The following is a 25,919-nucleotide window of genomic DNA, read 5'->3' as shown; positions in this document are numbered from 1 at the left end:
CCGCGGCTCGCGCTCGCCGCCTGGCGGACCTTGTTTCTGGCCCGCCGAGGGACAACACTCCTTTGCGGTCCCCTTCGTGACCCCCTCCAGGTGGGCTCGCCCGTCATCAGCTCCTTCACCAGGATGTGCCCCATGACCCCCCCTCGCTTCTGGCTGACCTTCGTTGCGGTGCTGGTCTCCCTGCCCCTGGCAACCCCGACTGCCCTGGCTCAGACCGAGGATACGGAGAGCGGGGCGGAGACGGAGGACGCTCGCTTCGAGCCGGCGGGACTGGCGGCCGCGGCGGGGCGCTACCGCGCGGCGCTGGTGGCGAAGCGTCCGGCGCAGCCATCCCCGGCGGCAGCCGACGCAGCGCTCAAGGCGGCGGCGCAGGCCCTCGCGGCGAATCGGGTCGAGGCGGCGCTCCCACAACTGGAGGTTGCCGTCACCCTGGGCCGCGAGGCCCCGTCCGTGTTCCTGCAGTTGAGCGAGGCGTGGCTCTCCCTGCCGCGTCCGGACGCCGACCGGGCGTTGCAGGCGGCGTGGCTGGCCTATCGGGCGGCGGGGGACACGGCGGACCGCCAGCGCGCCCTCGAGCGCATGGCAGAGTTGTTCGAAACCCGGCTCGACCAGCCCCGCGAGGCTCTGGGTGCCCTGCGGGCCCTGCGGGCGGAGGGGAGCACGGCGCCGGGTCTCGGGGAGCGGCTGGAGGCGTTGCGCCAGAAGGTCGGAGTCGAGTGGGTTCGTGTTCGCGTCGAGGCCGACGGCGAGGAGCCGCGCGTCTGCCTGGTCCTCTCCAATCCTCTGAAGCAGGCCCGCGGCACGCGCTGGGACGAATACGTGCGAGTCGAGCCCGCGACCCCGGTCAGCGTGGACGCCGCAGGCCGTGAGCTCTGCCTCGGTGGGCTCGCGCACGCGCACCGCTATCGGGTGGCGTTGCGCGAGGGGCTTGCGAGTGCCGACGGGCTGGTGCTCAAGCGCACCGAGACCCGCGAGGTCGCGATCGGCGACCGTCCGCCCCTTGCGGCCTTCCGGGGGAACGCCTTCATCCTGCCGCGCGGCGGGCCAGATGGTATCCCCCTGGTCACCGTGAATACGGACGCCGTGACGCTGCGGGTCCATCGCATCAACGACCGCAACTTGGTGGCGCGCATGGGGGAGGGGGCACTCGGCAGCCTGGAAGGCTACGAAGCGGACCAGATCGCCGAGTCGCAGGGCGAGCGGCTGTGGGAAGGGCGGATGGCGGTGCGCCTGGAGCGCAATGTCTCGGTGGTGACGGCCGTCCCCGTGCGCCAGTTGATTCCCAAACCGAAACCCGGGCTCTACGTGCTCACCGCGATGCCCGCGGACCTGCCGGAGAGCGAGATCCAGAGCACGCCGGCGACCCAGTGGCTCGTGGTCACGGACCTCGGGCTGAGCACGCTGCGCGGGCCCGACGGGGTGGACGTCTTCGTCCGCTCGCTCGCCAGCGCAAAGCCGGTGCCGGGGGCCAGTGTCGCACTGCTGGCCCGCAACAACGCCGAGTTGGGGCGGGCGACGAGCGACGCCGACGGGCGCGTGCACTTCCCACCCTCCGGGGCTGGCGGCGGCAACGAGCCCCTGCTCGTCGTGGCCTACGGCGCCGAAGGGGATTTCGCGGTCCTGAACCTCGGGCGGCCCGCACTCGACCTGAGCGACCGCGGCGTGGGCGGCCGTCGAGCACCCGGACCCCTCGACGCGTACCTGTACTCCGACCGGGGCGTCTATCGCCCGGGCGAGCGAGTGAACCTCACGGTGCTGCTGCGGGACGACCGGGGCGACGCGGTCGAAGGCTTCCCTCTCACCCTGCGGGTGCTGCGCCCCAACGGAACCGTCTTCCGCTCCGGGGTGGTGCAGTCCAGCGCGGCCGGCGCCCACGTCCTGCCGCTCTATCTGACCGCCACGGCCCCCCTCGGGACTTGGACTGTGCAGGCCCTCGCAGACCCGAAGTCGGACCCGGTCGGCGCCTTGCGCGTGCAGGTGGAGGAGTTCGTGCCCGAGCGGCTGGCGGTCGAGGTCGAGGGCTCCTCACCGGCCATCGACCCGGCGCGGCCCTTCGATCTCCTGGTGCGGGCGCGCTTCCTGTACGGTCCTCCCGCCGCGGGTCTCTCCGGAACCGCCGAGGTCTCCGTGGCCCTGGACCCCGAGCCATTTTCCGCGTTCAAGGGGTTCCGTTTCGGTCTCGTCCAGGAGTCCCCGACCCCCCGCACCGAGTCCCTCAGCCTCCCGGCCACCGATGCGAGCGGTGCCACGCGCGTCGAGGTCAAGTTGCCCGCGCTCCCGGACACCACCCGGCCCCTGCGCGCCCTGTTCCGCGTCGACCTGGCCGAGCCGGGCGGCCGCCCGTCCCGCCAGACGCTGACGGTTCCCCTGCGCACCCAGCCCTTCGCCATCGGGATCCGCCCCCAGTTCAGCGGCGACCGGGTGGAGGAGGGGCATCCGGCAGCCTTCGAGGTCGTGGCCGTCGGTCCGGACGGCAAGAGAGTCTCGCGTCCTGGCCTCCGGACGGAGCTCTTCCGCGAGCGGGTCCGGTTCCTCTGGTACCAGGACGAAGGACGCTACACCTATCGCACCTCCGTGCAGGCGGAGAGCCTGCGCCGGGGGAGTCTGGATCTCACGGCCGAGCGCTTCGGGACACCCTCCTTCGGGCCGCTGGAATACGGCCGCTACCGGCTCGAGGTCTCCGACGAGGCCACCGGCGTGGCCTCCTCCGTGCGCTTCAGCGTCGGCTGGCAGGTCGCGCTGGATGCGGGGGAAACCCCCGACCGGGTGGAGGTGACGCTCGACCGCGCGGCTTACGCCCCCGGGGACCGGGCGCGCGTGCGCGTCGTGCCGCCGTTCGCCGGCGAACTGCAGTTGACCGTCGCGACGGACCGCGTGCGGGAGGTGCAGCAGCACTCCGTCCCCGCCGGGGGGGCGACCTTCGAGGTGCCGGTCGGCGCGGATTGGGGTGCCGGGGCGTACGTGCTCGCCACCGTGATTCGCTCTCCCGTCGCAGACCGGGAACGCGTGCCGGTGCGGGCCATCGGTGTCGCCTGGCTCGGTCTCGACCCGGCGCCGCGCACGCTGGCGGTTCGTCTGGATGCCCCTGCCGTCGCGAGGCCCGGGGAGCGGGTGGAGGTGCCGGTCCGGGTGACCGCCGCTGACGGCAAGCCGGCCACGGGCGCCTGGGTGACCCTGGCGGCCGTCGACGAAGGGATCCTGCGGCTCACCGGCTTCACCTCGCCCGACCCGGCTGGCCACTATCTCGGCAAGCGACTGCTCGGCGTCGACGTGCTCGACGACTACGGGCGGCTGATCAGCGCCATCTCCGGGCCGGTGGGGACGCTGCGCCAGGGCGGGGACCAGGGAGGGCTCGGTGCGAGCCTTCCGGTGGTGCCGCTCACCATCGTGTCGCTGTTCCGGGGGCCCGTGCCGGTCGGCGCGGACGGCGTGGCCCGCATTCCCCTCGAGGTGCCGGAGTTCGACGGTGAACTGCGGCTCATGGCGGTCGCTTACGACGCGCGCCGGGTCGGTGGCTCCGCGGCCGCCCTGCCGGTGCGCGGGCCGCTGGTGGCCCAACTCACGCTGCCCCGATTCCTCGCCCCGGGTGACGAGAGCCGGGCCACCCTGTCCCTGCACAATGTCGAGGCCCCTCCCGGCGTCTACCGCCTGTCGGTGACGGCTTCGGGCGCGGTGACGGTCGGCGACGTGCCTGCCGAGGTGGAGCTTGCGCGCGATGCCCGCGTGAGCGTGCCGGCGACGCTGCGGGGTGCTGCGGCCGGGACGGGCTCCCTCAGCGTGGCGCTGGAGGGCCCGGGGGGGGTCCGCCTGCGGCGGCAGCTCTCCATCACCGTCAGACCGTCGCGCGCCGTGGAGACCACCTTCACGCAGCGCCGCCTGCCCCCGGGTGCCGCTACCGAGACGGGCGCCGCGGACCTGGCGGGCTACGTCCCGGGCACCGGCAGCGTGAGGCTGACGTACGCCTCACGGGCGCCTTTCGACGTGGCGGGGATCCTGGCCGCGCTGGAGCGCTACCCCTACGGCTGCCTCGAGCAGGTCGTGAGCCGGGCGCTGCCCCTCGTGGGGAGCGCGGGGCTCCAGTCCACGGGTGCGTTGATGACCGCCGAGACGCGGGACGCCCGGGTCGACGCCGCCGTCGGCCAGGTCCTGGACAAGCAGCGCTATGACGGCGCGTTCGGGGTCTGGAGCGCCTACGGCGAAGAGTCTGCCTGGCTGACCGCGTACGCGACGGAATTTCTCGCGCGTGCGCGGGCGGCCGGTCGGCCGGTGGCGGAGGGCCCCTACAAGGCGGCCCTCGATTGGCTGCGCCGGCACGCGGTGGACGGCGGGACGGAGAAGGAGGACCTGGTGAGCCGGGCCTACGCCGTCCACGTTCTCGCACTGGGCGGAGTGGCGACCCCGGGGCCGGCGCGCTATCTCCACGATGCCCTCCTGGCGAAGCTGCCGAGCCCCCTGGCGCGGGCGCAACTCGCGGCGGCGCTGGCCCGGCTCGGCGACCGGGAGCGCGCGGGGGCCGCGGCGGCCGCGGCGACCGGGAACCTGGTCCGCGACGATTGGCCGGTCGACTACGGCTCGGTCGTGCGGGATGCGGCGGCCATGCTCAGCGTGCTTGCGGAGGTGGACCTCCTCGGCGACGCGCTGCCCCGGCTGCTCGACCGTCTGCCGGCGAGCGCGCTGGAGGCAGGGCGCCTCAGCACGCAGGAACAGGCCTGGGTGGTCCGGGCCGCCGCCGCCCTGATGGCGGGCAAAGGTCCGCTCTCCCTGAAGGCCGACGGGGTGGCGCTGACCTCCGGAGACCCGGTCCTGGTGGCCCCTTCGGCCGCCCAGGTCGCGGCAGGCCTCAAGGTGACGAATGTAGGTCCGGGCGAGGTCTGGGAGGCGGTGACACGCACGGGTGTGCCAGTCGAGCCGCGGCCCGCAGCCCGGGAGGGGATGGCCGTGCGCCGCCACTTCTTCACCCGCGAGGGACAGCCGCTCGACCTGGACCGTATCCGCCAGAACGACGTGTTCGTCGTCGAGGTCGAGGGGGAGGCGGCGACCGGACTGCACCATCGGGCGCTGCTGACCCACGGGCTGCCCGCCGGCTGGGAGATCGAGACCGTGCGCCTCTCCGGGGACGGGGGGGCGGTGCTGCCCTGGCTCCGGGAACTGTCGACGCCCACGGCGCTGGAGGGCCGCGACGACCGCTACGTGGCCGCCTTCGAGCTGACCCCGGAGCAACCGTCGTTCCGGGTGGCGTATCTGGTCCGGGCCGTTACGCCGGGGAGCTACGAGCTGCCGGGTGCCCAGCTGGAGGACATGTACCGCCCGAGGTTCTTCGCCCGTCAGGCGGTGCACCGGGTCACGGTGGGGCCGGCGGAGTGAGGGCGCGGAGCCGGGCGCAGGCCCCCGCAGAGCCCTTGCCTCGGTCCTGCCGGGGGACCCCGGGAAGTCCGTGAAGCGGTCCCTGCGCCGGGCACTGCTCGGGGCCGCCGCGCTGGCGGTCCCGGTGGTCTGCGTCGTCCTGCTCGATCGGTTCTTCCCCCCGCCGCTCGGGCGGCTGGAGGACCTCTCCACCGCGGTCGTCGACCGCACGGGTGCTCCCCTGCGCTTCTTCACCACGCGGGACGGCTTCTGGCGCCTGCCGGTGACGTTGGACGACGTCGCTCCGCTCTACCTGGCGCTGCTCGTGGCGGTCGAGGACCGGCGCTTCGAAGCCCACCCGGGCGTGGACCCGGTCGCCGTCGCCCGGGCCGTCGCGGAGAACCTCGCGGCGGGACGCACCGTCTCCGGGGCCTCGACCCTGACCATGCAGCTCGCGAGGCTGCTGGAGCCCCGCCCCCGGACGCTGGCGAGCAAGCTCCTCGAGGCCCTGCGGGCGCTGCAACTGGAGGCCCGTTACGACAAGGCCCGGATCCTCGAGATGTACCTCACGCTCGCCCCCTTCGGCGGCAACCTGGAGGGCCTGCGGGCCGCGTCCCTCGCCTACCTCGGCAAGGAGCCCCGTGCCCTCACCGCCGGCGAGGCCGCGTTGCTGGTCGCGCTGCCCCGTTCCCCTGCGCTCCTGCGCCCCGACCGGCATCCGGAGGCCGCGGCGCGGGCCCGGGAGAGGGCCCTCGGGCGGGGGTTGGCCGCCGGAGTCGTGGACGTGCGGACGGTGGCCGAGGCGGGTGCCGAGCCCGTACCCGTGGGCCGGGTGCCGTGGCCGTTTCTCGCCCCGCACCTCGCAGAGCGGCTGCGCGGCGAGAGCCCGGGGACGCCGGTCGTGCGCACCCCGGTCGACGCGCGGCTGCAGCGGGCCCTGGAGGGCCTCGCAGCCCGCGCCACCGCGTCCCTGGTGTCCGCGGGCAGCGTCGCGCTCCTCGTGGCGGATCATCGGGACGCCCACGTCATGGCCTCGGTCGGCGGGGCCGACTACTTCGACGTCCGGCGCCGCGGGGCCGTCGACATGACGCGCGCGGTCCGTTCCCCGGGCTCCGCCCTGAAGCCTTTCCTCTACGGGCTCGCCTTCGACGAAGGGATCGTCGAGCCTCGCACGCTCGTGTCCGACGTCTCCACCCGTTTCCGGGACTACAGCCCCGCCAACTTCGACTCCGCGTTCCACGGTGAGCTCACCGTGCGGGACGCGCTCCTGCGCTCGCTGAACGTGCCCGCCGTGCTGGTCCTGGACCGCCTGGGCCCGGCCCGGTTTGCCACGGCGCTGGCCCGCACCGGGGTCTCACTCCACTTTCCGGCAGGGCGAGGGGCAGGGCGGGGCGCGCCTCCCGGCCTGCCCCTCGCCCTGGGGGGCGTGGGGATGACCCTGGAGGACCTCACGGCACTCTACGCAGGGCTTGCGCGGGACGGCGAGGTGGTGCCGCTGCGGGCCGGGGCGGAACGCCCGCCGCCGGGGGGTGGCAGGCTCCTCTCGCCCGAATCGGCGCGCCGGGTGCGCGACATCCTGCGCGAGGCCGCGCCCGCGCCGGGCTGGGTGCAGGCTGCGGACCGGCGCACGCGGGCACCCCTCGCGGTCAAGACGGGGACGAGCTACGGGTATCGTGACGCCTGGGCGTTTGGCGTCGGCGAGCGGTATACGGTTGGCGTGTGGGTCGGGCGCCCCGATGGGACGCCCATCCCCGAGCAGACCGGCCGCACAGCCGCGCTGCCGCTCCTCTACGAGGTCTTCGACCTCCTGCCCTCCGACCCGGGTGCCCCGACGGGGGTCGCCGGCCCGTCGGGCGCGACGGCGCCCCTGCTGCGCCGTCTGGAGGCCCGCGCCCCCGGCGGGGGGCTCGACCTGCCCGATGCGCACCACCTGCGGCTGGTGTTTCCGCAACCCGGCATCCGCCTGGACGTTGCCGAGGAGGGGGGGGCGATCGCTCCGGTGACCCTGATGGCCGAGGGCGGGCGGCGTCCCCTCGTCTGGCTGGTGGACGGCCGTCCGGTGGCGCAGGGTCAGGAGCGGGAGGTGTTGTGGCAACCGCTGCGGACTGGGAGCGTGCGGGTCAGCGTGGTCGATTCCGACGGACGCAGCGACGCGGCGAGCGTCACCCTGCGCTAGCCTTGGAAGGGCTTGCAGGGTTCGCCGGGTTCGCCGGGTTCGCAGGGCTTGCGGCGGCCGGCAGGGCTTGCCGGCTCGTCGGGCGAGCAGGGAGTAAGGGCCGTGCGGGACGTGCCGCTATCGAAAACCGAGGCGCGGTAGGGAGGGGAGGGAGCGAGTCATGCGGGAAAGGCTCTACGTAGTGCACGGCGCCGGGCGCGACGCGGTGGGGTTGGTGCAGCAGCTCACGCGGCCGATTGCGGAGGTCCGGGGCAACGTCGTGGACCTGCGCCAGGACGTCGTCCACGGGCTGTTCACGGTCGTGATGGTGGTGGACCTCGCGGAGAGCGACTTGCGCGCGGAGCAGTTCCGCGGCCTCGTCGCACGCATCGCCGAGGATGCCAACCTCACCCTCGACGTCCAGAAGTACACCCCCGTCCCGCGCAGCCCCGACCGCAAGAGCCTCCTGATCGTGCTCGTGGGCAGGGACCGGCCGGGGATCGTCTCCCGCATCTCCCAGCAACTCTCCGGCTACCACGTCAACATCGAGTTCTCCCGGATGGTGGCGCGCGCCGGGGTCTTCCTGATGGAGCTCCACGCGGACGTGACCCAGGCCGCATTGCCCCTGCCGAACCTGCTCGGCGTGCTGCGCGAGGAGATGAGCGCGGTCGGGATCCGCTCGATGTTCCAGGCCGAGGACGTCTTCAACAAGAAGAAACGGGCCGTGTGCTTCGATATCGGCACCAGCTTCATCGACACCCGCACGCTGACGGAGGTCCTGCGGCAGGCGGGGATCGACCGTGAGGCGGTGCGCCGGGCCTACGACCCCGCGCGGCCGGTGGACGCCGTGCGTCACGCCGCGCGGCTGCTGGAGGGGCTGCCAGCCGAGGTGGCCGCTCGGGCGTGCGGGGCGACCGAGGTCACGCCGGCCACGACCGAGCTGGTCGAGACGCTCAAGGTCATGGGCTACAAGGTAATCGCCATCACCCGCGCATTCGACTTCTTCACCGAGGTGCTCGCGCGCAAGGCGGCCCTCGACCACTGCTACGGTTTCCGGCTGCCGGTCAACGACGACACCCGCTCCCTCACCGGAGAGCCCGACCCCGGGGTCGACCCGCTCGACCGCCGACGGGTGCTCGCGGGCCTTCTCGCCGAGGAGGGTCTCGCCGAATCGGACGTGACCGTCATCGGGGAGGAGCCGGGCGAAGGGGTGGCGCCGGTCGGGATCCAGGTGGAGTTCAACATGAAGCTCGCCCTCGACTTCCTCAACCAGCGGGTGCTCAGCCGGGACCAGCTCCTCGGCCTTCTGGGTGGTTTCGGCGTCCCGCGCCTCTGAGCCCCGCAACCGGAGCCCGAAACTTGGTCATGCGCTCCGACCTCGAGATTGCCCGGGAGGCCACCCTGCGGCCCATCACGGAGGTGGCTGCAGTCCTCGGCCTCGAGCCCGACGACCTGCTCCCCTACGGGCGCTACATCGCGAAGGTGCCGGCTCCCGCCCTGGCCAACCGGCTGGGGGAACGCCCCGAGGGGCGGCTGGTGCTGGTCACCGCCATGACGCCGACCTCCTTCGGCGAGGGCAAGACCACCACCACCATCGGGCTGGGCCAAGCCCTGACAGCCATCGGCCGGCGGGCCGTGATCGCCATCCGCGAGCCCTCCCTCGGCCCTTGCATGGGGTTGAAGGGCGGGGCGGCCGGCGGCGGCTACTCCCAGGTCCTGCCCATGGAGGAGATCAACCTGCACTTCACGGGCGACCTCCACGCCGTGTCCACTGCCCACAATCTCCTGTCCGCCGTGGTGGACAATCACCTGCACCAGGGCGCGACCCCCGAGATCCACCCGCGCAAGGTCGTCTGGAAGCGGGTGATGGACATGAACGACCGGTCCCTGCGCAGCATCCTGGTGGGGCTGGAGGGACAGGGTGGCAACGGGGTGATGCGCGAGGACGGCTTCGAGATCACCGCCGCATCCGAGGTCATGGCGGTGCTCTGCCTCGCCGAGGACCTGGCCGACCTGAAGAGGCGGCTCGGCGAGGTCGTGGTGGGCTACGACAGCCTGGGCCGGCCGGTGCGCGCGGGCGACATCGGTGTGCACGGCGCGATGGCGGCCTTGCTGAAGCAGGCTATCCACCCGAACCTCGTGCAGTCGATCGAGGGCACCCCGGCCTTCGTGCACGGTGGGCCTTTCGCCAACATCGCTCACGGGTGCAACACCCTGATCGCGACGCGGCTCGCGTTGAAGCTCGGCGAGTACGTGGTGACCGAGGCGGGTTTCGCCGCGGACCTGGGGGCGGAGAAGTTCTTCGACATCAAGTGCCGCGCGGGGGGACTGAAGCCCGCGGCGGCCGTGCTCGTGGTGACGCGCCGGGCCTACGCCCGCCACGGCATCGAGAACGTGGCCAAGCACGTGGAGAACCTGGGCGAGTTCGGTTTGCCGGTGGTCGTCTCGATCAACCGGTTCCTGGACGACGAGCCGGCCGAGCTCGAGGAGATGCGTGCCCGCTGCGCGGACCTGGGGGTGCCGGCGGCGATCACGGATTTCCGGGAGGGGGGCAGCGCCGGTGGTCTCGAGCTCGCGGAGCTGGTTTGCGCGGCGAGCGACTCGCCCTCGTCGTTCCACCCCCTGTATCCCCTGGAACTGGGGATCCGTGAGAAGGCCGAATGGGTGGCACGGCGCATCTACGGTGCGGCGGGAGTGGAGCTCTCCCAGGGCGCACGCGCCGAGATGAAGCGCATCGAAGACCTGGGCTACGGGGGGTTGCCCGTGTGCATGGCAAAGACACCCGCCTCGCTCAGCGACGACCCCAAGCTCGCCGGTCGGCCGCGGGATTTCGTGCTGAGCGTCAACGGCGCGAAGGTTTCCGCCGGGGCCGGGTTCGTGGTCGTCTACACTGGCAAGGTCATGACCATGCCGGGCCTTCCGCGCCAGCCCGCGGCGCTCTCGATCGACGTGGACTCCGAAGGGAACGTCAGCGGGTTGTTCTGACGGGAGTGGGCCAGAGGCCCCGCGGGCTTTCGCTGCGCTGAAGGGGGGCACCTGTGCGCAGGTGCCTTCCGGCCCTGCGCGGCCACGGGATGGCGGGGCCGGTCGGACGATGCGCGGGTGGGATGATGCGCGGGCTGCTCTGGACAGTGGTGCAGGTTCTCGGCCTGGTGCTGCTGGCCGTCTTCGGTGTGTCCCGGGTGTTGCCGGAGCTCCTCGGAGCCTCGGCGTCGTCGGCGATACGGGGCGCCGGTTTCCCCGAGGCGGTGCTCACGGTGGAGCGCATCGGCTGGGGGGCGCTGGACGCCCGGCTTCGGCTCGGAGCCGACACCGGGGAGGGCGAGGGTGGCCAGGGCGTCGAAGGCATCCGGCTCGAGTACTCCCCGGCGGGCCTGGCCATGGGACGGGTCGACCGGGTCGCCCTCACCGGTGCGCGTCTCTCGCTGCGCGTGGGTCCCGAGGGTGTGGAGCTCCTGGGCCGGGAGGCGCACGGCGGTCCTCCCGCGGCCGTGCCCGGTTGGCTCTCGGCGCTCCGGCTACCGGTCGCAGAGCTCGCGGTCGATGACGCCGTGCTCTCGCTGACCAGCCCTCTCGGCGCTGCCACGGTCCCCTTCTCGGGCCACCTGACGAGCCCCGGCGAGGGCCGTCTCGACGGGCGTCTGGAGCTGAGCCTCGTTCCCATCGGGCCCCGGGCCACTGCGGAGTTGCGTGCCCGTTCCGGCCCCTCCGGGCTCACGGTGGACCTCGACTCGAGGGCAGGGCTTGCCGGGGCCCTGACGCTCGGGGGGGAGCCCTTCGCCCTGGACGGGGAGGCCCGGCTGAAGGCGCGCGTGCGCCACGACGGCAAGGGGCTCGACGGCAGCGCGGAGGTGCGGGTGGCGGGGCTGTCGCTCCGCGGGCTGGCCCTCACGGTGGGCGGGGTGAACGGTCTCGTCGCCCTCTCGTCCCTGGACCCGATCCTGACGCCTCCGGGTCAGTGGCTCTCCGCGAATTCCATCGACGTGGGCTTGCCCCTGACCGACGCGCTCGTCTCGTTCCAGGTCAAGCGGGGTGAGCGTCTCGCGGTTGAGCAGGCCGAGGTCCGCTGGGCGGGTGGTCGCCTGCGGATGTTGCCGGCCAGCTTCGCGGTGGGGGAGCGCCGCCGGAACCTGACCCTGGAGGCGGACGGGCTCGACCTCGACCAGGTGCTCGCCCAGTTCGAGGTGCAGGGCCTCGAAGCGACGGGGACCCTCGGGGGGCGCATCCCGGTCGAGATCGAGGGCAGCCGGGTTCGGGTCGAGGGCGGGCGCCTCGAGGCGGCCGGAACCGGGCGTGTGCGCTACGACCCGGCCGATCCCCCGGCCTTCCTGGGCGGGGGTGGCGACTCCGGCACGGCGGTGCTCCGGGAGGCCCTGCGGAACTTCCATTACGAGGAGCTTGCGCTCACGATCGACGGGGTCCTCGGGGAGGAGACGGTCGTGGGGCTGAAGTTGAAGGGGGCCAATCCCGACTTCCAGGGGGGGCGCCCGGTGGCCCTGAACGTCCGCCTGAGCGGAGCCCTGGACCGCATCCTGCGCAGCGGTCTGCGCAGTTACCAGATCCCCGACTCGGTACGGGAACGGATCGAGCAGTTGGGGACTCCAAACGTGGGTAACGCAACGCCGGGAAAGCGAAAGCGATGAACGAGCGAGAGACCTTCCGGCCGGTGCGCCTCGGCGCCCTGGCAGCAGTCGTGCTGATGGCGGGCGGGTGTAACCCGACCGTGAAGCTCGAGGCCCCGGACAAGCCCATCGAGATCAATCTCAACGTCCGTATCGAGCAGGAGGTCCGGGTGAAGATCGACCGCGAGCTCGACCAAGTCTTCGACAAGAACCCGGAGCTCTTCGGCTTGCCCAAGGAGAAGAAGCCATGACCACGCGCCGCCGCTTCGTCGCCCTGATCGGGGTGTTGCCCCTGCTCGCTGCGCACAGCCTGCCGGCATTCGCGCAGGATGGTTTGACCGGCGCCAAGGCGTCGGGCCTCGTGGGGGAGCGCACGGACGGTCTGCTCGGCCTCGTTTCCGCCAAGGCGCCGGCCGACGTGCGCGAGCTCGTCAACCGGGTGAACGAGGAACGGCGCAAGCAGTACGAGCAGGTCGCCCGGAGTACGGGCCGCGCCCTCCAGGAGGTTCAGGCCGTGGCCGGTCAACGCCTCGTCAGCGCCACCCCCTCCGGCCAGTTCGTGATGGACTCCGGGGGGCGCTGGGTCAAGCGCTAGGGGCGGCGGGGTGACGCGGCGGTGGGTCTCCTTGGCGCTGCTCGCAGCGGCGACCGTGGGGGTGCTCGTGTGGAGGGGCCAGGACGCCCCGTCCCCGCAGCGCTACCGCACCCAGCCGGTCGACCGGGGTGACGTCGTCCAGGCGATCACTGCGAACGGAACGTTGAGTCCGGTGACCCTGGTGCAGGTGGGGACCCAGGTCTCGGGGACGGTCCAGAAGATCTACGCCGATTACAACGACCAGGTCACCGAGGGGCAGGTCCTGGCCGAGCTCGACCCCTCGCTGCTGTCGGCCAAGGTCAAGCAGGGCGAGGCGACCCTGCAGAACGCCCAGGCGACGCTCGCCCTCGCGCGGAGCACGCTGCGGCGCAACCAGTCCCTCTTCGAGAAGAAGCTCCTCTCGGGGGCAGAGCTCGAGACCGCCGAGGAGCGGGTGAACGTGGCCGCCGCGGAGGTGAAGCTGGCGGAGGCGCAGCTCGAGCACGACCGCACCAATCTGCGCTACTCGGTGATCCGCTCGCCCATCTCCGGCGTGGTGGTGGCCCGCAACGTGGATATCGGGCAGACGGTGGCGGCCAGTTTCCAGACACCGACCCTCTTTCACATCGCCCAGGACCTGCGGGAGATGCAGATCGACACCAGCGTCGCCGAGGCCGATGTGGGCGGCCTGCGCGTGGGGCAGCCGGTGCGCTTTACGGTGGACGCCTTCCCCGGTCAGGGTTACCAGGGCCAGATCCGGCAGGTCCGGCTGAACCCCACCATCCAGCAGAACGTCGTCACCTACAACGTGGTGGTCGCGGCGGACAACCGGGAGGGGCGGCTGATGCCCGGCATGACCGCCCACGTGGTCATCCCCATTGCCGAGCGCCGGGACGTCCTCCGGTTGCCGAACGCGGCCCTCGGTTTCCGGCCAAAGCCCGAGGACGTCTCCCCGGGGGGGGTGGGCGTGGAGGCCCGCCAGAACGGTGAGGGGACGACGGTCTACGTCCTGGAGCGCGGGAGCCTGCGGCCCGTGCGGGTGCGCGCCGGCATCACCGACAACACCTTCACCGAGGTGGTCGACGGCACCCTGAAGGCTGGAGACGCCGTCGTCACGCGGGCCATCGCGCCCAGGCAGGAGAGCGGCGGGTCCGGCTTCCGGATCCGGATCATGTGATGCCGGCCGGCCCCCTGGTCCGGGTCGAGCGCCTCTGCAAGTCCTACGAGGTACCGGGGGGACGGAGCACGCCGGTCCTCTTCGACGTGGACCTCCAGATCCAGGCCGGCGAGCACGTGAGCGTCATGGGGCCCTCCGGCTCCGGCAAGTCGACCTTCATGAATCTCCTCGGGGGCCTCGACAGCCCCACGAGCGGCCGGTACGTCCTCGAGGGTCGTGACGTGGGCGGCCTCTCGGAGGACGAGCTCGCGGGGCTGCGCAACCGGCTCATCGGGTTCGTCTTCCAGGGCTTCAACCTGCTGAAGCGCGTGAGCGCGGCGGAGAACGTGGGTCTGCCGCTGCTCTACGCGGGCGTTGGGCGGGCGGAGCGCCGCGAGCGTGCCCTGGAGCTCCTGGCACAGCTCGGTCTGGGGGAGTACGGGGACTCGCTGCCGAACCAGCTCTCCGGTGGCCAGCAGCAGCGCGTGGCGATTGCCCGGGCGCTGGCGGCGAGCCCTTCGCTCATCCTGGCCGACGAGCCGACCGGCAACCTCGACAGTCAGACCAGCCGCGACATCATGGACCTCTTCACACGGCTCAACCGGGAGCGCGGGATCACCCTCGTGGTGGTGACCCACGAGCCCGACATCGCCCGCTACGCGGGGCGCCTGGTGCGCTTCGTCGACGGCCGCGTGGTCCACGACGGCGAGGTGGACGCGTGAGCTCCTGGCGCATGCTCCAGGGCGAGGCGTGGCGCGCGATGGTGTTGAACCCGCTGCGCACCGGGCTGACGGTGCTCGGGATCGTGATCGGCGTGGCCGCGGTCGTGCTGATGCTCGCAGTGGGGGAGGGTGCCCGCCTCACGGTGAGCCAATCCATCGCCTCCATGGGCAGCGACCTCTTCATCGTCCTCTCCGGGGCGAGCACCTCGGGGGGGCTGCGCTACGGCTCCGGCACCTCACCCACCCTGACCCTGGGCGACTCGGCGGCGCTGGCCCGCCTGGCGACGGTGAAGAGTGTGGCGCCGGTGTCCTCGAGCACGGCCCAGCTGGCCTACGGGGCGGCCAACTGGAGCACGGTGGTCTACGGCACGACCCCCGAATACCTCGAGGTGCGGGACTGGGGTCTGGAATCGGGGCAATCCTTCACGGCGGTGGACCAGCGCCGGGCCGCCCGTGTCGTCCTGTTGGGGCAGACCGTGGCCCGCAACCTCTTCGGGGGCGAGGACCCGGTCGGACGCACGATCCGGATCAAGAACCAACCCTTCCAGGTCGTGGGGCTCCTCGAGGCCAAGGGCCAGAGCCTGGACGGCAGGGACCAGGACGACAGCGCCTTCATCCCGGTCAGCACGGCCCACAGCAAGCTCTTCGGGAACCCGTTCCCCGGCACCGTCCGCTTCATCATGGTGCGCGCCCTCTCGGCGGCGGAGATGGGCGAGGCGGAGGAGGACATCACGCAGCTGCTGCGCACCCGGCACCGGATCGCCGAGAAGGCGGAAAACGACTTCACCGTGCGCAACCTCTCGGCGGCGGCCCAGACGGCCGCCGCGACCGCTCGGATCCTGTCCCTGATGCTGGGGGCGATCGCCTCCATCTCGCTCCTGGTGGGGGGCATCGGGATCATGAACATCATGCTCGTCTCGGTCACCGAGCGGACGCGGGAGATCGGGATCCGCATGGCGATCGGGGCGCGCCGCCGCGACATCCTGCGTCAGTTCCTGCTGGAGGCGATCGGGGTCTGCACCTTCGGGGGGCTCGTGGGGGTCGCCCTCGGCATCGGCGGCGCGTGGCTTCTCGCGCAGCTCGCGGGGATGGACGCGGTCGTGAGCGGAGCGGCCGTGGCGCTCGCCTTCCTCTTCTCGGCGGCCACGGGGGTCTTCTTCGGCTACTACCCGGCGCGCAAGGCGGCGCGCCTGCGGCCGGTGGAGGCCCTGCGGTACGAGTGATCGGCGCGGCCCCTAGGTCAGCCCCTGGGGGAGCAGGGACTCCGACTTGCGGTAGACGGTGCCCTGGAAGACGGCCACGAGGTCCCCTGCGTCGTCCTTCAGTTCCACGGTGTAGGTCCCGATCTTGCGGCTGCGCGCGACCTCGCGCGCCTCGGCCCAGAGTGTCCCCTCGCGGGTCGCCTTCACGATGGAGAGGGTGGCACTCACCGCCACCGCGACCGTGCCGTGGGAGTTCGACGCCGCGGCGAAGGCGAGGTCGGCCAGCGTGAAGAGCGCGCCTCCGTGGACGGTCCCGATCCCATTGTGGTGAAACGGTGCCAGCGGCATCTTCGCCCGGGCGAAGCCCTCCGAGACCTCGAGGAGCTCGATGCCGCTGTGCCGCGCGAAGCGGTCCCGTGCGAAGAATTCGGTGACGACCCGGGCGCGTTCGGCGGGATCGGTGGCCGGATGCCCGGTGCCTTCTTGCGGGTGATGGGTGGTCATGGTTCTCTTCCCCGGGGCCGTGATGGAGGTCAGCACCGCAAGTGTACTCGCGCCCGCTGTCCCGTTGCGGTCTCCCGACTTTGTTGATCGAGGTCGGTGTCCGTGTCGGGCGCGGAGGGTAGTCTCACCGGCTTTGCGAGCAGGACAGGGGGGACGGGAGCATGGACCTGGTTGCGATCCTGATGGTGATGGTCTACCTGCTGGCCACGGGCTACCTCGGCTACCTCGGGTACCGGCAGACCCGCACCGCCGCGGACTACCTCGTCGCCGGGCGCAACGCCAACCCCATCGTCATGGCCCTGTCCTACGGGGCGACGTTCATCAGCACCTCGGCGATCGTGGGGTTCGGGGGCGTTGCCGCGAACTTCGGGATGGGGCTCCTGTGGCTCGTGTTCCTGAACATCTTCGTGGGCATCTTCATCGCCTTCGTGGTTCTCGGGGACCCCGTGCGGCGCATGGGCCACCACCTGGACGCGCACACCTTTCCGGAGTTGATGGGCAAGCGGTACGACTCGCCGTTCATTCACCTGTTCAGCGCGTTCGTGATCTTCTTCTTCATGCCCCTCTACGCGACGGCGGTGATCGTGGGTGGGGCCGAGGCGTTCGCACCGACCTTCCACACCTCCTACGACGTGGCCCTCATCGTCTTCTCCGTGCTGGTCGCCGCCTACGTGATCGCCGGGGGCTTGAAGGGGGTCATGCTGACGGATGCGCTGCAGGGGGGCATCATGTTCGTCGGCATGCTGGTGCTGCTCGTCGTCACGTACGAGCAGCTCGGCGGGGTGGTGTCGGCCCACGAGCAGTTGACCGCGATGCAGGACCGGGTCCCGGGGTTCCTGCGGGCGATCGGGTCCCAGGGCTGGACCGCGATGCCGGCATTCGGATTCGCGGCCGCGGGCGAGGCGCCGCCCGCCGCCCTGCGGTACCACCTGTGGTGGCTGATGGTCTCCACCATCACGCTCGGTGTGGGTATCGGGGTCCTCGCCCAGCCCCAGCTCATCGTGCGCTTCATGACCGTCAAGTCCCGCCAGGCGCTCAACCGCGCGGTCGGGGCAGGCGGGGTCTTCATCCTCTTCATGGTGGGCGTCGCCTACGTGGTGGGCGCGCTCACCAATGTCTACTACGCGAAGCACGAGTCGGTGCTGGCGCGCGTGGTGGACGACCAGGTCTGGATGGACCCCGGCGCGGACCGCAAGGGCAAGCTCGTGCTGGTGACGCCGGACGCGCCCGCCGAGGCGAAGAATCGCGCGGTGCGCTTCGTCGCATACCAGGAGTGGTCGGCGACCGAGGGGACCGCCCTCGAGTACGTGATGTGGACTCCCAACCTGGAGATCCGGCGCGGGACGGCGGGCGGCCCCGACGAGATCCGCCCGGGACTGGTGGCCATCGAGCGAACGGTGACGCTCGGCACCACGCTGCAGGGCAATACCGACGCCGTCATCCCGCGCTTCGTGCGCGAGGCCATGCCGCGCTGGTTCACGGTGGTCTTCGTGCTGACCCTGATGGCGGCGGCCATGAGCACCCTGTCGAGCCAGTTCCACACCATCGGCACGGCCATCGGCCGGGATGTCTTTGAGCGGATCGGCAGGGTCTCCCACGAGCGATCGGTGCTCGTGACGCGTCTCGGGGTCATCCTGGGGATCGTAGTCGCCGTGGTGCTGGCGCAGACCCTGCGCGGGAACATCATCGCGGTGGCGACGGCCATCTTCTTCGGGCTGTGCGCGACGACCTTCCTGCCATCCTTCGTGCTCGGCGTCTTCTGGCGCCGGATGACGCCCGCCGCGGCCGTGGCGTCGATGCTGGTGGGCTTCGTGACCTCGCTCTTCTGGCTCGTCTTCGTGCACGGGCGGACGGCGGCCGGCCTCGGCATCAGCGAGGCCCTCGTCGGCACCCCGCACATCGTCCCCGCGCACTGGAGCCTCACCTGGACCGTGGTGGACCCGGTGGTGGTCGCGCTGCCTCTCTCCTTCCTCACGGCGGTCGTGGTCGCCCGGGTGTCGCGCCCGATGGACCCGGCCTACGTGCATTACGTCTTCGGTGGGCCAAGGCCCGATTCAGGAGCATCCGGACGATGAAAACGAGCTGGCGTTACGTTCTTGGCTTGGCGGCGGCCCTTCTGGGCGCGCCGACCCTCGCCGCCGGGCCGGCGGACACCCTGGTCCTCGAACTGGCCTCCGGCCCGGTGGTCATCGAGATGCGGCCCGACCTCGCGCCGAAACACGTGGCGCGGATCCGCGAGCTGGTGGGCCAGAAGTTCTACGACGGCCTGACCTTCCATCGGGTCATCGCGGGCTTCATGGCGCAGACCGGGGACCCGAAGGGGAACGGGACCGGCGGCTCGGGGACGAAGCTCGTGGCCGAGTTCTCCCAGGAGTCCTTCGTGCGGGGGAGTGTGGGCATGGCGCGCTCGCGCGACCCCGACAGCGCGGATTCCCAGTTCTTCATCTGCCTCGGGCCCTCGCCCTGGCTCGACGGCCAGTACACGTACTGGGGGCGGGTCGTGACGGGCATGGAGCACGTCGACGCCCTCAAGAAGGGCGACAAGGCGCGCAACGGCGCCGTCGAGAATCCCGACCGGGTCGTGCGCGCCCGTCTGGTGGGGACCCGGGGCGCGGGTGAATAAGTCGCGACTTATTGACGTGGGTCTATGTCCTGGCGTTCCGCAGGCGATACGCTCCGTCGGGTATGCGTGCGCGCCCCTCGATCATGGACCCCAACCCCGCGCCTGCGGCGCGTGGTCCCTGCCTGCGCCAGGTGAGAAAAGACCTGAGCGACCGGCGTATGGCGGCGGACGGGTGAGCGGGAGCGGGGGAGCGGCATGATGCTGGGACTGGCGGATCCCTGGGTGGCAGCGGCGTACTGGCTCTCCATTGCCAGCGCGGTGTTGTGCCTGGGGTACGGTGTCGTCAACTGGAACCGTGGCGACGAGCCAGGGCAGGAAGAAGACGTGCGTTGGGCACGCGAGGAGAAGGAAGACATCGAGTCGACACTCTGACACGCGCGGCGGGTGAGCCGCGTTCGGGGGGAAGAAGATGACGCTCAGGTCAATGGCGGTAGCGGTCGCGGCGGCGCTGGCAGCCACGGGGGTGTGGGCGCAGGGAAGCAAGACGGAGGTGAGCTATCCGTCCTTCAAGGCAGGCGCAGACCTGCGGGTTCGCCAGGAGTACTTCGAACACATCCCCTACCGGCCCGGGGGCTACGCCCGCGTCGTCGGTAGCGAGAACCCCTCCGGAGAGAACAACTACCTTCGGGTGCGCCCGAGGGTCTGGGCCCAGGCCGACCTGAGCCGCGAGGCCCGGATCTACGGCAGGCTCACCAACGAGTTCCGCAAGTTCTGGGAGCCCGATTACGAGGGCCGACAGGCCGGTTACACCTATCCGGACGAGCTGGTCGTCGACAACCTCTACCTGGACCTGAAGGGGCTCTTCAACGACACGCTGGACGTCCGCGCCGGACGCCAGGACCTCATCTACGGCAACGGTCGCGTGCTTTTGGACGGCACCCCGCTGGACGGGTCGCGCACGATCTACTTCGACGCGTTGAAGCTGACCTACCGGGGCATTCCGGACAACACCGTCGACCTGCTGCTCATCTCCAACTCGCCGGAGAACAACCTGGCGCTGCACAAGCCGAAGAACGACCGCTACCTCTCCGGCTACGACCCGACGGAACTCGAGGAGATGGAGGAAAAGGCCGCGGGGATCTACTGGAAGAGCAACAGCTACAAAGAGCTCCCCTTCGAGGCCTACTACCTCTACAAGGAAGAGTCGGAGTGGGAGGACAACTCCCAATACCCGTTCGCGGGCCGCTACAGGGCGGGGAACTGGGTGTACCCCGAGCTGGACCTGAACACCGTGGGCGTGCGCCTGATGCCGAAGTTCAGCGACAGTCTGAGCGCCAACGTGGAGCTCGCCTACCAGTGGGGTGAGCGCGGCTCCGCCGACGTGGAGGGCGGGATGGTCGATGCCGTCCTGAGGTGGTCGCCCCCGGTCCTGGAGTCGATGAAGCCGAGGCTCGGCGTCGGCTGGTACTACCTGAGCGGCGACAAGCAGGGCAGCAGCAACAAGGACGAGGGCTGGAACCCGGTGTTCGCCCGCTGGCCGCAGTACAGCGAGCTGTATGTGTTTGCCTTCGACCGGGACGGCGCCGGGCGCTGGTCGAACATGAGCATGCCCCACGTGGACCTGGAGCTCTCACCCGCCCCCTGGTACAAGGCCGAGCTCATGGCGGGTTACATGAAGGCCCCGGTGGACGACGGCGCGGGCGGCGGCCACAATCGCGGGCTCCTGTTCACCTGGTGGAACAAGTTCAAGCTGGGCGAGAAGCTCCTCACCGGCAGCGATCGGCTGACCGGGCACCTGCTCCTCGAGTGGCTGAACCCCGGCAACTACTACGACGACCTCCCCCACAACGCCGTCTTCGCGCGTTGGGAGTTGATGTACGCCTTCTGAAGGAGATCGCATGTTCTGGGATCGGGAAGTCGAGACGTTACCGAGGCCCGAGCTGGAGGCGTTGCAGCTCGCCCGCCTGCTCCGCACCGTGCGGCGGGTGGGTGAGCACGTCCCCTTCTATCAGGCCCGGTTCCGGGAGATGGGGCTCGATCCCGCCTCCGTCAGGACGCTCGCAGACCTGCGGCGCTTGCCGTTCACGACGAACGCCGACCTGCGCGCGAACTACCCCGCCGGGCTGCTGGTCAAGGGACCCGAACAGGTCGTGCGCCTGCACACCTCGAGCGGCACCACCGGCAAGCCGAAGGCGCTCTTCTTCTCTCGCAAGGACGTGGATCAGGCAGCGGAGCTGACCGCCCGCTGCCTGGTCATGACGGGGGCGTCCCAGCACGACGTGCTGCAGAACATGATGACCTACGGCCTCTTCACCGGGGCCCTGGTCATGCACTACGGCGCGGAGAAGGTGGGGCTGCTCGTCATCCCGGCGGGGCCCGGCAACTCCGAGCGCCAGTTGATGTTGATGCAGGATTTCGGCAGCACCGTCATCCACACCACCCCGAGCTACGCGCTCTACTTCGCGGATTTCCTCGAGCGCAAGGGGATCGACCCGCGCAAGGACCTGCGCTTGCGCACCGGGCTCATCGGCGCCGAGCCCTACACGGAGGAGACCCGCCAGAAGATCGAGGAGGCCCTCGGGATCACGGTGTTCAACTCCTACGGCCTTTCCGAGATGAACGGCCCGGGGGTGGCCTTCGAGTGCTCCGAGCGCGACGGCATGCACATCTGGGAGGACAACTATCTGGTGGAGGTGATCGACCCCAAGACGGGCGAGCCCCTGCCCGATGGGGAGACCGGGGAGATGGTCCTCACCTCGCTCGCGCGCGAGGCGATGCCCATCCTGCGCTACCGCACTCGGGACATCACCTCCATCGATCGGACGCCGTGCGCGTGCGGCCGCACCCACGCCCGCATCCGGCGCATCACCGGACGCTCCGACGACATGTTGATCATCCGGGGCGCGAACGTCTATCCGCAGCAGGTGGAGCGGGTTCTCATGCGCTTCCCCGAAGTCGGCCGGAATTATCTGATCCGGCTGGAAGGACTCGACGAGATGATCGTCCAGGTGGAGCTGTCGGGCGCCACCTTCGACGGGCAGCTCGAGCATCTGGTGAGGCTGCAGGACCAGATCGGCGAGAAGCTGCGCGCCGAGATCATGGTGAGGCCCAAGATCGAGCTGGTAGCGCCCGGATCCTTGCCGGTGAGCGAGGGCAAGGCCAAGCGCGTCGTCGACAACCGAAAACTCTAGGAACGGGTGCCCATGTCATGAGCGCGGTCAAACTCCTCGCCGTGTTCGCGGAGAACAAGCTGGGACAGATGGCTCGGGTGACGAAGGTCCTCGCCGACGCGGGCGTCAACATCCGCTGGATGACGATCTCGACCTCCGAGTCCTTCGGCGTGATCAAGTTCCTGGTCGACCAGTGCGATCGGGGATTCACGGCGCTGAAGGAGGCGGGCTTCACCGCCTCGCTCGTGGAGGTGCTGGCCGTCGAGATCGAGGACAAACCGGGGGCCTTCCACGAGCTCGCCCAGACCCTGACGCGCCAGCAGGTCAATGTGCAGAACTCTTCGGGCCTGGTGGCGAACAACCGGGCGATCCTGCTGATCGAGGTGCGGGACCCCCAGCAGGCGCGTGCCGCGCTGGACGGGCAGGGCCTGCGCTTCCTCAGCCAGGAAGAGGCGATGCGCCTCTGAGGGAAGCAGTGCCTCAGCGGGACTCGAGGGACGCCCACAGGGCGTAGGCCGTCTCCAGCGCCTGCTCCAACTGCTCGAGCTGCGTCTGCACCGCGCGGATCGCGCTGCCCTCACGCTGGTAGAAGGCGGGCTCGCTCATGCCGGCGAGCAACGCGTCCCGCTCACCTTCGAGGGCCTCGATCCGGGCGGGCAGGGCATCGAGCTCCCGCTGGTCCCGATACGAGAGTTTGCGGGGACGCTCGGCATCCGCCGGGCGGGGCGGCGTGCGCTCCCCCGGGGAGGGTTTCCCCTGGCGTGGCTCGGGCCGAGGCGCGGGACGCTGGCGCAGCCAGTCCTGGTATCCCCCCACGTACTCGCGGACCACCCCGGGACCCTCGAAGACGAGTGTGCTGGTGACCACGTGGTCGAGGAAGGCGCGGTCGTGGCTGACCAGCAGCACGGTGCCGGAGTACTCGACGAGCAGGGCCTCCAGGAGCTCCAGGGTCTCGGTGTCGAGGTCGTTGGTGGGCTCGTCCAACACCAGGACGTTGGAGGGCCGGGTGAACAGGCGGGCCAGGAGCAGTCGGTTGCGCTCACCGCCCGAGAGGGCCTTCACGGGCTGACGGGCCCGGTCGGGCGGGAAGAGGAAGTCCTGCAGGTAGCCGAGGACGTGGCGCCGCTGCCCGTCGATGACGACGAACTCGCGGCCCTCGCCCACGTTGTCCTGGACCGTGCGCTCCTCGTCGAGCGCGGCGCGCCGCTGGTCGAAGTAAGCGACCTCCAGATGAGTTCCGCGGCGGATCCGGCCTTCGGTCGGCTCGAGCTCTCCCAGCAGCAGGCGGAGCAGGGTGGTCTTGCCGGCGCCGTTCGGACCGATCACCCCGACCTTGTCGCCCCGCAGGATGGTCGTCGTGAGACCGCGCAGGATGGGCTGGCGGTCGTAGGCGAAGCCCACCCCCTCGGCGTCGGCCACCACCTTGCCGGAGCGCTCCGCCGCCTGGATCGCCATGGTGACCCGCCCCACCTGCGTGCGCCGAGCCGACCGATCCGCGCGCAGGCGCTCGAGGGCCCGGACGCGGCCCTCGTTGCGCGTGCGCCGCGCCTTGATCCCCTGGCGGATCCAGGTCTCCTCCCGCGCGAGTTTGTCGTCGAAAAGCGCGTTGCGGGTCTCTTCGGCGGCGAGCCATTCCGCCTTGCGTGAGAGGTAGGTCGCGTAATCCCCGGGAAAGTCGGTCAGTCGGCCCCGGTCCAGTTCGAGGATCCGGGTGGCGAGCCGCTGCAGGAAGGTGCGGTCGTGGGTGACGAAGAGCAGCGTGCCGTGCCACCCCAGCAGGAACTCCTCGAGCCACGTGATCCCGTCGATGTCCAGATGGTTGGTGGGCTCGTCGAGGAGCAGCAGGTCCGGGTCGCTCACCAGGGCGCGGGCGAGCAGAACCCGTCGCGCCACCCCTCCCGAGAGGCTCGTGAGCGAGGCTGCCGGGTCGAGACCGAGGCGGGAGATCACGGTCTCCACCCGCTGTTCCAGTGCCCAGCCCCCGGCCGCCTCCAGCTCGTGCTGGCAACGGTCGAGGTCGGCGATCCGCGCGGGGTCGCCCTCGGCGACCGCGCGGGCCAGCGTGTGGTAGCGCTCCACGAGCGCGCCGGCGGCCCCGAGGCCCTCGGCGACGGCGTGAAACACCGATCCGGAGCCGCCAAGGGGAACCTCCTGGGCCAGGCGGGCGACGCGTAGCCCCGGCGCTTTCCAGAGATCGCCTGCGTCGGCCTGGATCTCACCTGCGACCAGCCGCAGCAGGGTGGACTTCCCCGAACCGTTCCGGCCGACGAGACACAGGCGCTCTCCGCGCTCCAACTGGAGGCTCACGTCATCGAGCAGCGGGGGGTCCCCGAGGCTCAGGGTGACGCCCCGAAGGGTCAGGATGGGCATTGCTGGGTGGTTGGCAAGGTGGGCGAGCGGGGTTTCAAGGAAGTCTGCGCATTGTCCGCTATCGGCGAGTGTACCTTCGTCGGAGTGCACCGGAGGTGTGGACATGGCAGAGTCTTCGGTCGCGGCGCAAGCACGCCCACCCAGAGGGTCGGGCACGCTCAGACTGCCCCTGGTGCACCTGCGCTACCAGGGTCGACCGATCGGGCTCTACGGGATTCGGGAGATCTACGAGAAGAGCCTCGTGCTGCTGCACGGGCCCATCGTATTCCCCCCGGGCACGCACCTTATGGTTGAGGACCTGCTCGGTGTCTACGCGGGGCTGTACTCCCGAACGTTTCCGGCTACGGTGACGGACAGCGACCCCTGGGGGATGACCCTCTCTCTCTGAGGGACGCACAAACAAACACCACCTGGCAGGACGCGCGGTAACGTCCCGCCAGGGCGGGTGTTCCGGCCGCCATCCCTCCAGAGCCTCGAGCCGGACGCCAGGCTGCAGAGGGCCCGTACGTCAAGCCAGGGGGATGGGGCGGCCTTCGAGGGGCTCCCTAGCTGCCCTCGATCATCCCTTTCAGCCCCTTCAGGGCCCGCAGGCGAATCGTGGTGCGGGCGGGTCGGGAGGGGATCTCCATCGCTTCGCCGGTGCGCGGGTTGCGCCCCATGCGCGCCTTGGTGGCGGGCTTCTTGGCGCGGGTCAACTTCAGGAGCCCGGGAAGCGTGAACTGGCCCGGGCCCTTCTTCGCCAGGTGACCCTCGATGAGCGCCTGCAGCTCCGACATCACGGCCGCCACGTCTTTCTTGGCGAGGCCGACGCGCTCGGTGATCGCGTTGTAGATCTGGGCCTTGGTCATCGGCTTGGAAACAGCCGCGGCCTTCGCCTTGGGCGCGGCCTTCTTCACCGGAGCGGCTTTGCGGCTCACGGGAGACTTCGCGGGTTTCTTTTTTGTTTTGGGGGCCACTTTTGCCACGGTTTGACTCTCCTGTCGCAGGCTCGGGGACTCGAGCTCTGAGAAGATTCTAGTGAACAAAATGCAAAACTGCACAGAGTGGCCGCGCGGCTCAGCGCGGCTCAGCGCTTCTTCCTGGGGACGGGACCGCTCCGCGTCGAGCAGGGAAAGGACTCGGCGAGTGCCCGGTGCACTACGACGCGGGCGGGCTCGCTCAGCCCCTCCGGGTGTTCCTCGAGCCACGCCATCACGAGGCGGACGGCCTGGGCCATGTCCAGTCCGGTGGGCGGCAGACAGATGGTGGGGCGGGCGCGGGCCGCCCGGGGCTCGATGTCCTCCTCGGCGACGATCAGGCCATCGAGCAGGCCACCGATGTACGCGACGCAGTACACGCCCTCGATGATGGAGTCGATGTCGAGGCCCTCGACACCGAGGACGTTCAGCCGCAGGGCCTGTTGGCACTGCCCTGCAAGGTCGCGGCCGTTATCCGCTGGGGCGGAGAGTGCGCCCAGGCACAGCGCCGCTGTCAGGACTCTCCGGGTTGCACGCATGGGTTTCATGACCATCCCTGTCTTTGGACCCGTCAGCACGGAC

The 25,919-nt window shown here is 70.8% G+C and carries 21 protein-coding genes; 17 read left to right on the top strand and 4 right to left on the bottom strand.

All coding sequences use genetic code 11. The features are described from left to right. Positions 1–132 precede the first annotated feature (132 nt). From KA217_09305 to KA217_09260, 10 genes are all read left to right on the top strand, one after another. Positions 133–5,364, top strand: coding sequence for an alpha-2-macroglobulin family protein (locus KA217_09305; protein MBP7712641.1), 5,232 nt, complete (start codon positions 133–135; stop codon positions 5,362–5,364). A gap of 46 nt (positions 5,365–5,410) precedes the next feature. Continuing rightward, entirely contained in the window at positions 5,411–7,519 is a 2,109-nt protein-coding gene (gene pbpC, locus KA217_09300; GenBank protein MBP7712640.1) for a penicillin-binding protein 1C, read from the top strand. 160 nt (positions 7,520–7,679) lie between these two features. Beyond that, entirely contained in the window at positions 7,680–8,834 is a 1,155-nt protein-coding gene (locus tag KA217_09295; GenBank protein MBP7712639.1) for a hypothetical protein, read from the top strand. Between the two features lie 29 nt (positions 8,835–8,863). Then, positions 8,864–10,483, top strand: coding sequence for a formate--tetrahydrofolate ligase (locus tag KA217_09290; protein ID MBP7712638.1), 1,620 nt, complete (start codon positions 8,864–8,866; stop codon positions 10,481–10,483). A gap of 53 nt (positions 10,484–10,536) precedes the next feature. Continuing rightward, on the top strand, positions 10,537–12,141 hold the full coding sequence (locus tag KA217_09285) for a YdbH domain-containing protein (GenBank protein ID MBP7712637.1): 1,605 nt from the start codon (positions 10,537–10,539) through the stop codon (positions 12,139–12,141). Beyond that, on the top strand, positions 12,138–12,371 hold the full coding sequence (locus KA217_09280; protein ID MBP7712636.1) for a YnbE family lipoprotein: 234 nt from the start codon (positions 12,138–12,140) through the stop codon (positions 12,369–12,371). The genes KA217_09285 and KA217_09280 overlap by 4 nt, the downstream gene beginning before the upstream one ends. Next, positions 12,368–12,715 (top strand): YdbL family protein, encoded by a 348-nt coding sequence (locus KA217_09275; GenBank protein MBP7712635.1) that lies wholly within the window; start codon positions 12,368–12,370, stop codon positions 12,713–12,715. Before KA217_09280 ends, KA217_09275 begins: the two co-directional genes overlap by 4 nt. Before the next feature lie 10 nt (positions 12,716–12,725). Beyond that, entirely contained in the window at positions 12,726–13,871 is a 1,146-nt protein-coding gene (locus KA217_09270) for an efflux RND transporter periplasmic adaptor subunit (GenBank protein MBP7712634.1), read from the top strand. Next, the gene (locus KA217_09265) at positions 13,871–14,572 is read left to right on the top strand and encodes an ABC transporter ATP-binding protein (protein MBP7712633.1); all 702 of its coding nucleotides are present in this window, start codon (positions 13,871–13,873) and stop codon (positions 14,570–14,572) included. Before KA217_09270 ends, KA217_09265 begins: the two co-directional genes overlap by 1 nt. Before the next feature lie 11 nt (positions 14,573–14,583). Continuing rightward, positions 14,584–15,795 (top strand): ABC transporter permease, encoded by a 1,212-nt coding sequence (locus KA217_09260; protein ID MBP7712632.1) that lies wholly within the window; start codon positions 14,584–14,586, stop codon positions 15,793–15,795. Between the two features lie 12 nt (positions 15,796–15,807). Here the strand turns inward: KA217_09260 and KA217_09255 are convergent, their stop codons facing one another. Beyond that, a complete protein-coding gene (locus KA217_09255) occupies positions 15,808–16,278 on the bottom strand; it encodes a PaaI family thioesterase (protein MBP7712631.1) in 471 nt (156 codons plus the stop codon). Between the two features lie 161 nt (positions 16,279–16,439). Here KA217_09255 and KA217_09250 point away from each other — a divergent pair, with 161 nt between their 5' ends. From KA217_09250 to KA217_09225, 6 genes are all read left to right on the top strand, one after another. Continuing rightward, positions 16,440–18,353 (top strand): sodium:solute symporter family protein, encoded by a 1,914-nt coding sequence (locus KA217_09250; protein MBP7712630.1) that lies wholly within the window; start codon positions 16,440–16,442, stop codon positions 18,351–18,353. Beyond that, the gene (locus KA217_09245; protein MBP7712629.1) at positions 18,350–18,901 is read left to right on the top strand and encodes a peptidylprolyl isomerase; all 552 of its coding nucleotides are present in this window, start codon (positions 18,350–18,352) and stop codon (positions 18,899–18,901) included. The genes KA217_09250 and KA217_09245 overlap by 4 nt, the downstream gene beginning before the upstream one ends. Positions 18,902–19,096: 195 nt before the next feature. Then, complete coding sequence (locus KA217_09240; protein MBP7712628.1) at positions 19,097–19,273, top strand: hypothetical protein; 177 nt, start codon at positions 19,097–19,099, stop codon at positions 19,271–19,273. Positions 19,274–19,310: 37 nt separating this feature from the next. Beyond that, positions 19,311–20,729 carry an alginate export family protein gene (locus KA217_09235; GenBank protein ID MBP7712627.1) on the top strand — a complete coding sequence of 473 codons (1,419 nt, stop codon included), beginning with the start codon at positions 19,311–19,313 and terminating at the stop codon, positions 20,727–20,729. 10 nt (positions 20,730–20,739) lie between these two features. Further along, positions 20,740–22,032: a phenylacetate--CoA ligase gene (locus tag KA217_09230; GenBank protein MBP7712626.1), complete on the top strand. Its 1,293-nt coding sequence runs from the start codon at positions 20,740–20,742 to the stop codon at positions 22,030–22,032. 17 nt (positions 22,033–22,049) lie between these two features. Beyond that, positions 22,050–22,478 (top strand): ACT domain-containing protein, encoded by a 429-nt coding sequence (locus tag KA217_09225; GenBank protein ID MBP7712625.1) that lies wholly within the window; start codon positions 22,050–22,052, stop codon positions 22,476–22,478. A gap of 13 nt (positions 22,479–22,491) precedes the next feature. Here the strand turns inward: KA217_09225 and KA217_09220 are convergent, their stop codons facing one another. Further along, entirely contained in the window at positions 22,492–24,381 is a 1,890-nt protein-coding gene (locus tag KA217_09220; protein MBP7712624.1) for an ATP-binding cassette domain-containing protein, read from the bottom strand. 103 nt (positions 24,382–24,484) lie between these two features. Here KA217_09220 and KA217_09215 point away from each other — a divergent pair, with 103 nt between their 5' ends. Continuing rightward, positions 24,485–24,769: a hypothetical protein gene (locus KA217_09215; GenBank protein ID MBP7712623.1), complete on the top strand. Its 285-nt coding sequence runs from the start codon at positions 24,485–24,487 to the stop codon at positions 24,767–24,769. Between the two features lie 157 nt (positions 24,770–24,926). Here the strand turns inward: KA217_09215 and KA217_09210 are convergent, their stop codons facing one another. Both KA217_09210 and KA217_09205 read right to left on the bottom strand, forming a co-directional pair. Next, a complete protein-coding gene (locus tag KA217_09210) occupies positions 24,927–25,229 on the bottom strand; it encodes an HU family DNA-binding protein (GenBank protein ID MBP7712622.1) in 303 nt (100 codons plus the stop codon). A 218-nt stretch (positions 25,230–25,447) separates the two neighbouring features. Then, positions 25,448–25,885, bottom strand: a complete 438-nt coding sequence (locus KA217_09205) for a hypothetical protein (GenBank protein MBP7712621.1) — start codon at positions 25,883–25,885, stop codon at positions 25,448–25,450. Positions 25,886–25,919: the final 34 nt, after the last annotated feature.

The sequence above is a fragment of the Gammaproteobacteria bacterium genome (assembly GCA_017999615.1).
In the GTDB taxonomy this organism is placed as follows: Bacteria; Pseudomonadota; Gammaproteobacteria; order JAABTG01; family JAABTG01; genus JAGNLM01.
Note: the sequence above shows the minus strand (reverse complement) of the source record. Positions and strands in the feature narration are given on the sequence as shown.

Bases quoted from the DNA above. Each gene is read 5' to 3' on its own strand.
- KA217_09220 (MBP7712624.1), bottom strand. From the start codon at position 24,381: ATGCCCATCCTGACCCTTCGGGGCGTCACCCTGAGCCTCGGGGACCCC.
- KA217_09290 (MBP7712638.1), top strand. From the start codon at position 8,864: ATGCGCTCCGACCTCGAGATTGCCCGGGAGGCCACCCTGCGGCCCATC.
- KA217_09245 (MBP7712629.1), top strand. From the start codon at position 18,350: ATGAAAACGAGCTGGCGTTACGTTCTTGGCTTGGCGGCGGCCCTTCTG.
- KA217_09255 (MBP7712631.1), bottom strand. From the start codon at position 16,278: ATGACCACCCATCACCCGCAAGAAGGCACCGGGCATCCGGCCACCGAT.
- KA217_09205 (MBP7712621.1), bottom strand. From the start codon at position 25,885: ATGAAACCCATGCGTGCAACCCGGAGAGTCCTGACAGCGGCGCTGTGC.
- KA217_09225 (MBP7712625.1), top strand. From the start codon at position 22,050: ATGAGCGCGGTCAAACTCCTCGCCGTGTTCGCGGAGAACAAGCTGGGA.
- KA217_09280 (MBP7712636.1), top strand. From the start codon at position 12,138: ATGAACGAGCGAGAGACCTTCCGGCCGGTGCGCCTCGGCGCCCTGGCA.
- KA217_09265 (MBP7712633.1), top strand. From the start codon at position 13,871: ATGCCGGCCGGCCCCCTGGTCCGGGTCGAGCGCCTCTGCAAGTCCTAC.
- KA217_09210 (MBP7712622.1), bottom strand. From the start codon at position 25,229: ATGACCAAGGCCCAGATCTACAACGCGATCACCGAGCGCGTCGGCCTC.
- KA217_09235 (MBP7712627.1), top strand. From the start codon at position 19,311: ATGACGCTCAGGTCAATGGCGGTAGCGGTCGCGGCGGCGCTGGCAGCC.
- KA217_09230 (MBP7712626.1), top strand. From the start codon at position 20,740: ATGTTCTGGGATCGGGAAGTCGAGACGTTACCGAGGCCCGAGCTGGAG.
- KA217_09240 (MBP7712628.1), top strand. From the start codon at position 19,097: ATGATGCTGGGACTGGCGGATCCCTGGGTGGCAGCGGCGTACTGGCTC.
- KA217_09260 (MBP7712632.1), top strand. From the start codon at position 14,584: ATGCTCCAGGGCGAGGCGTGGCGCGCGATGGTGTTGAACCCGCTGCGC.
- KA217_09215 (MBP7712623.1), top strand. From the start codon at position 24,485: ATGGCAGAGTCTTCGGTCGCGGCGCAAGCACGCCCACCCAGAGGGTCG.
- KA217_09250 (MBP7712630.1), top strand. From the start codon at position 16,440: ATGGACCTGGTTGCGATCCTGATGGTGATGGTCTACCTGCTGGCCACG.
- KA217_09295 (MBP7712639.1), top strand. From the start codon at position 7,680: ATGCGGGAAAGGCTCTACGTAGTGCACGGCGCCGGGCGCGACGCGGTG.
- KA217_09305 (MBP7712641.1), top strand. From the start codon at position 133: ATGACCCCCCCTCGCTTCTGGCTGACCTTCGTTGCGGTGCTGGTCTCC.
- KA217_09275 (MBP7712635.1), top strand. From the start codon at position 12,368: ATGACCACGCGCCGCCGCTTCGTCGCCCTGATCGGGGTGTTGCCCCTG.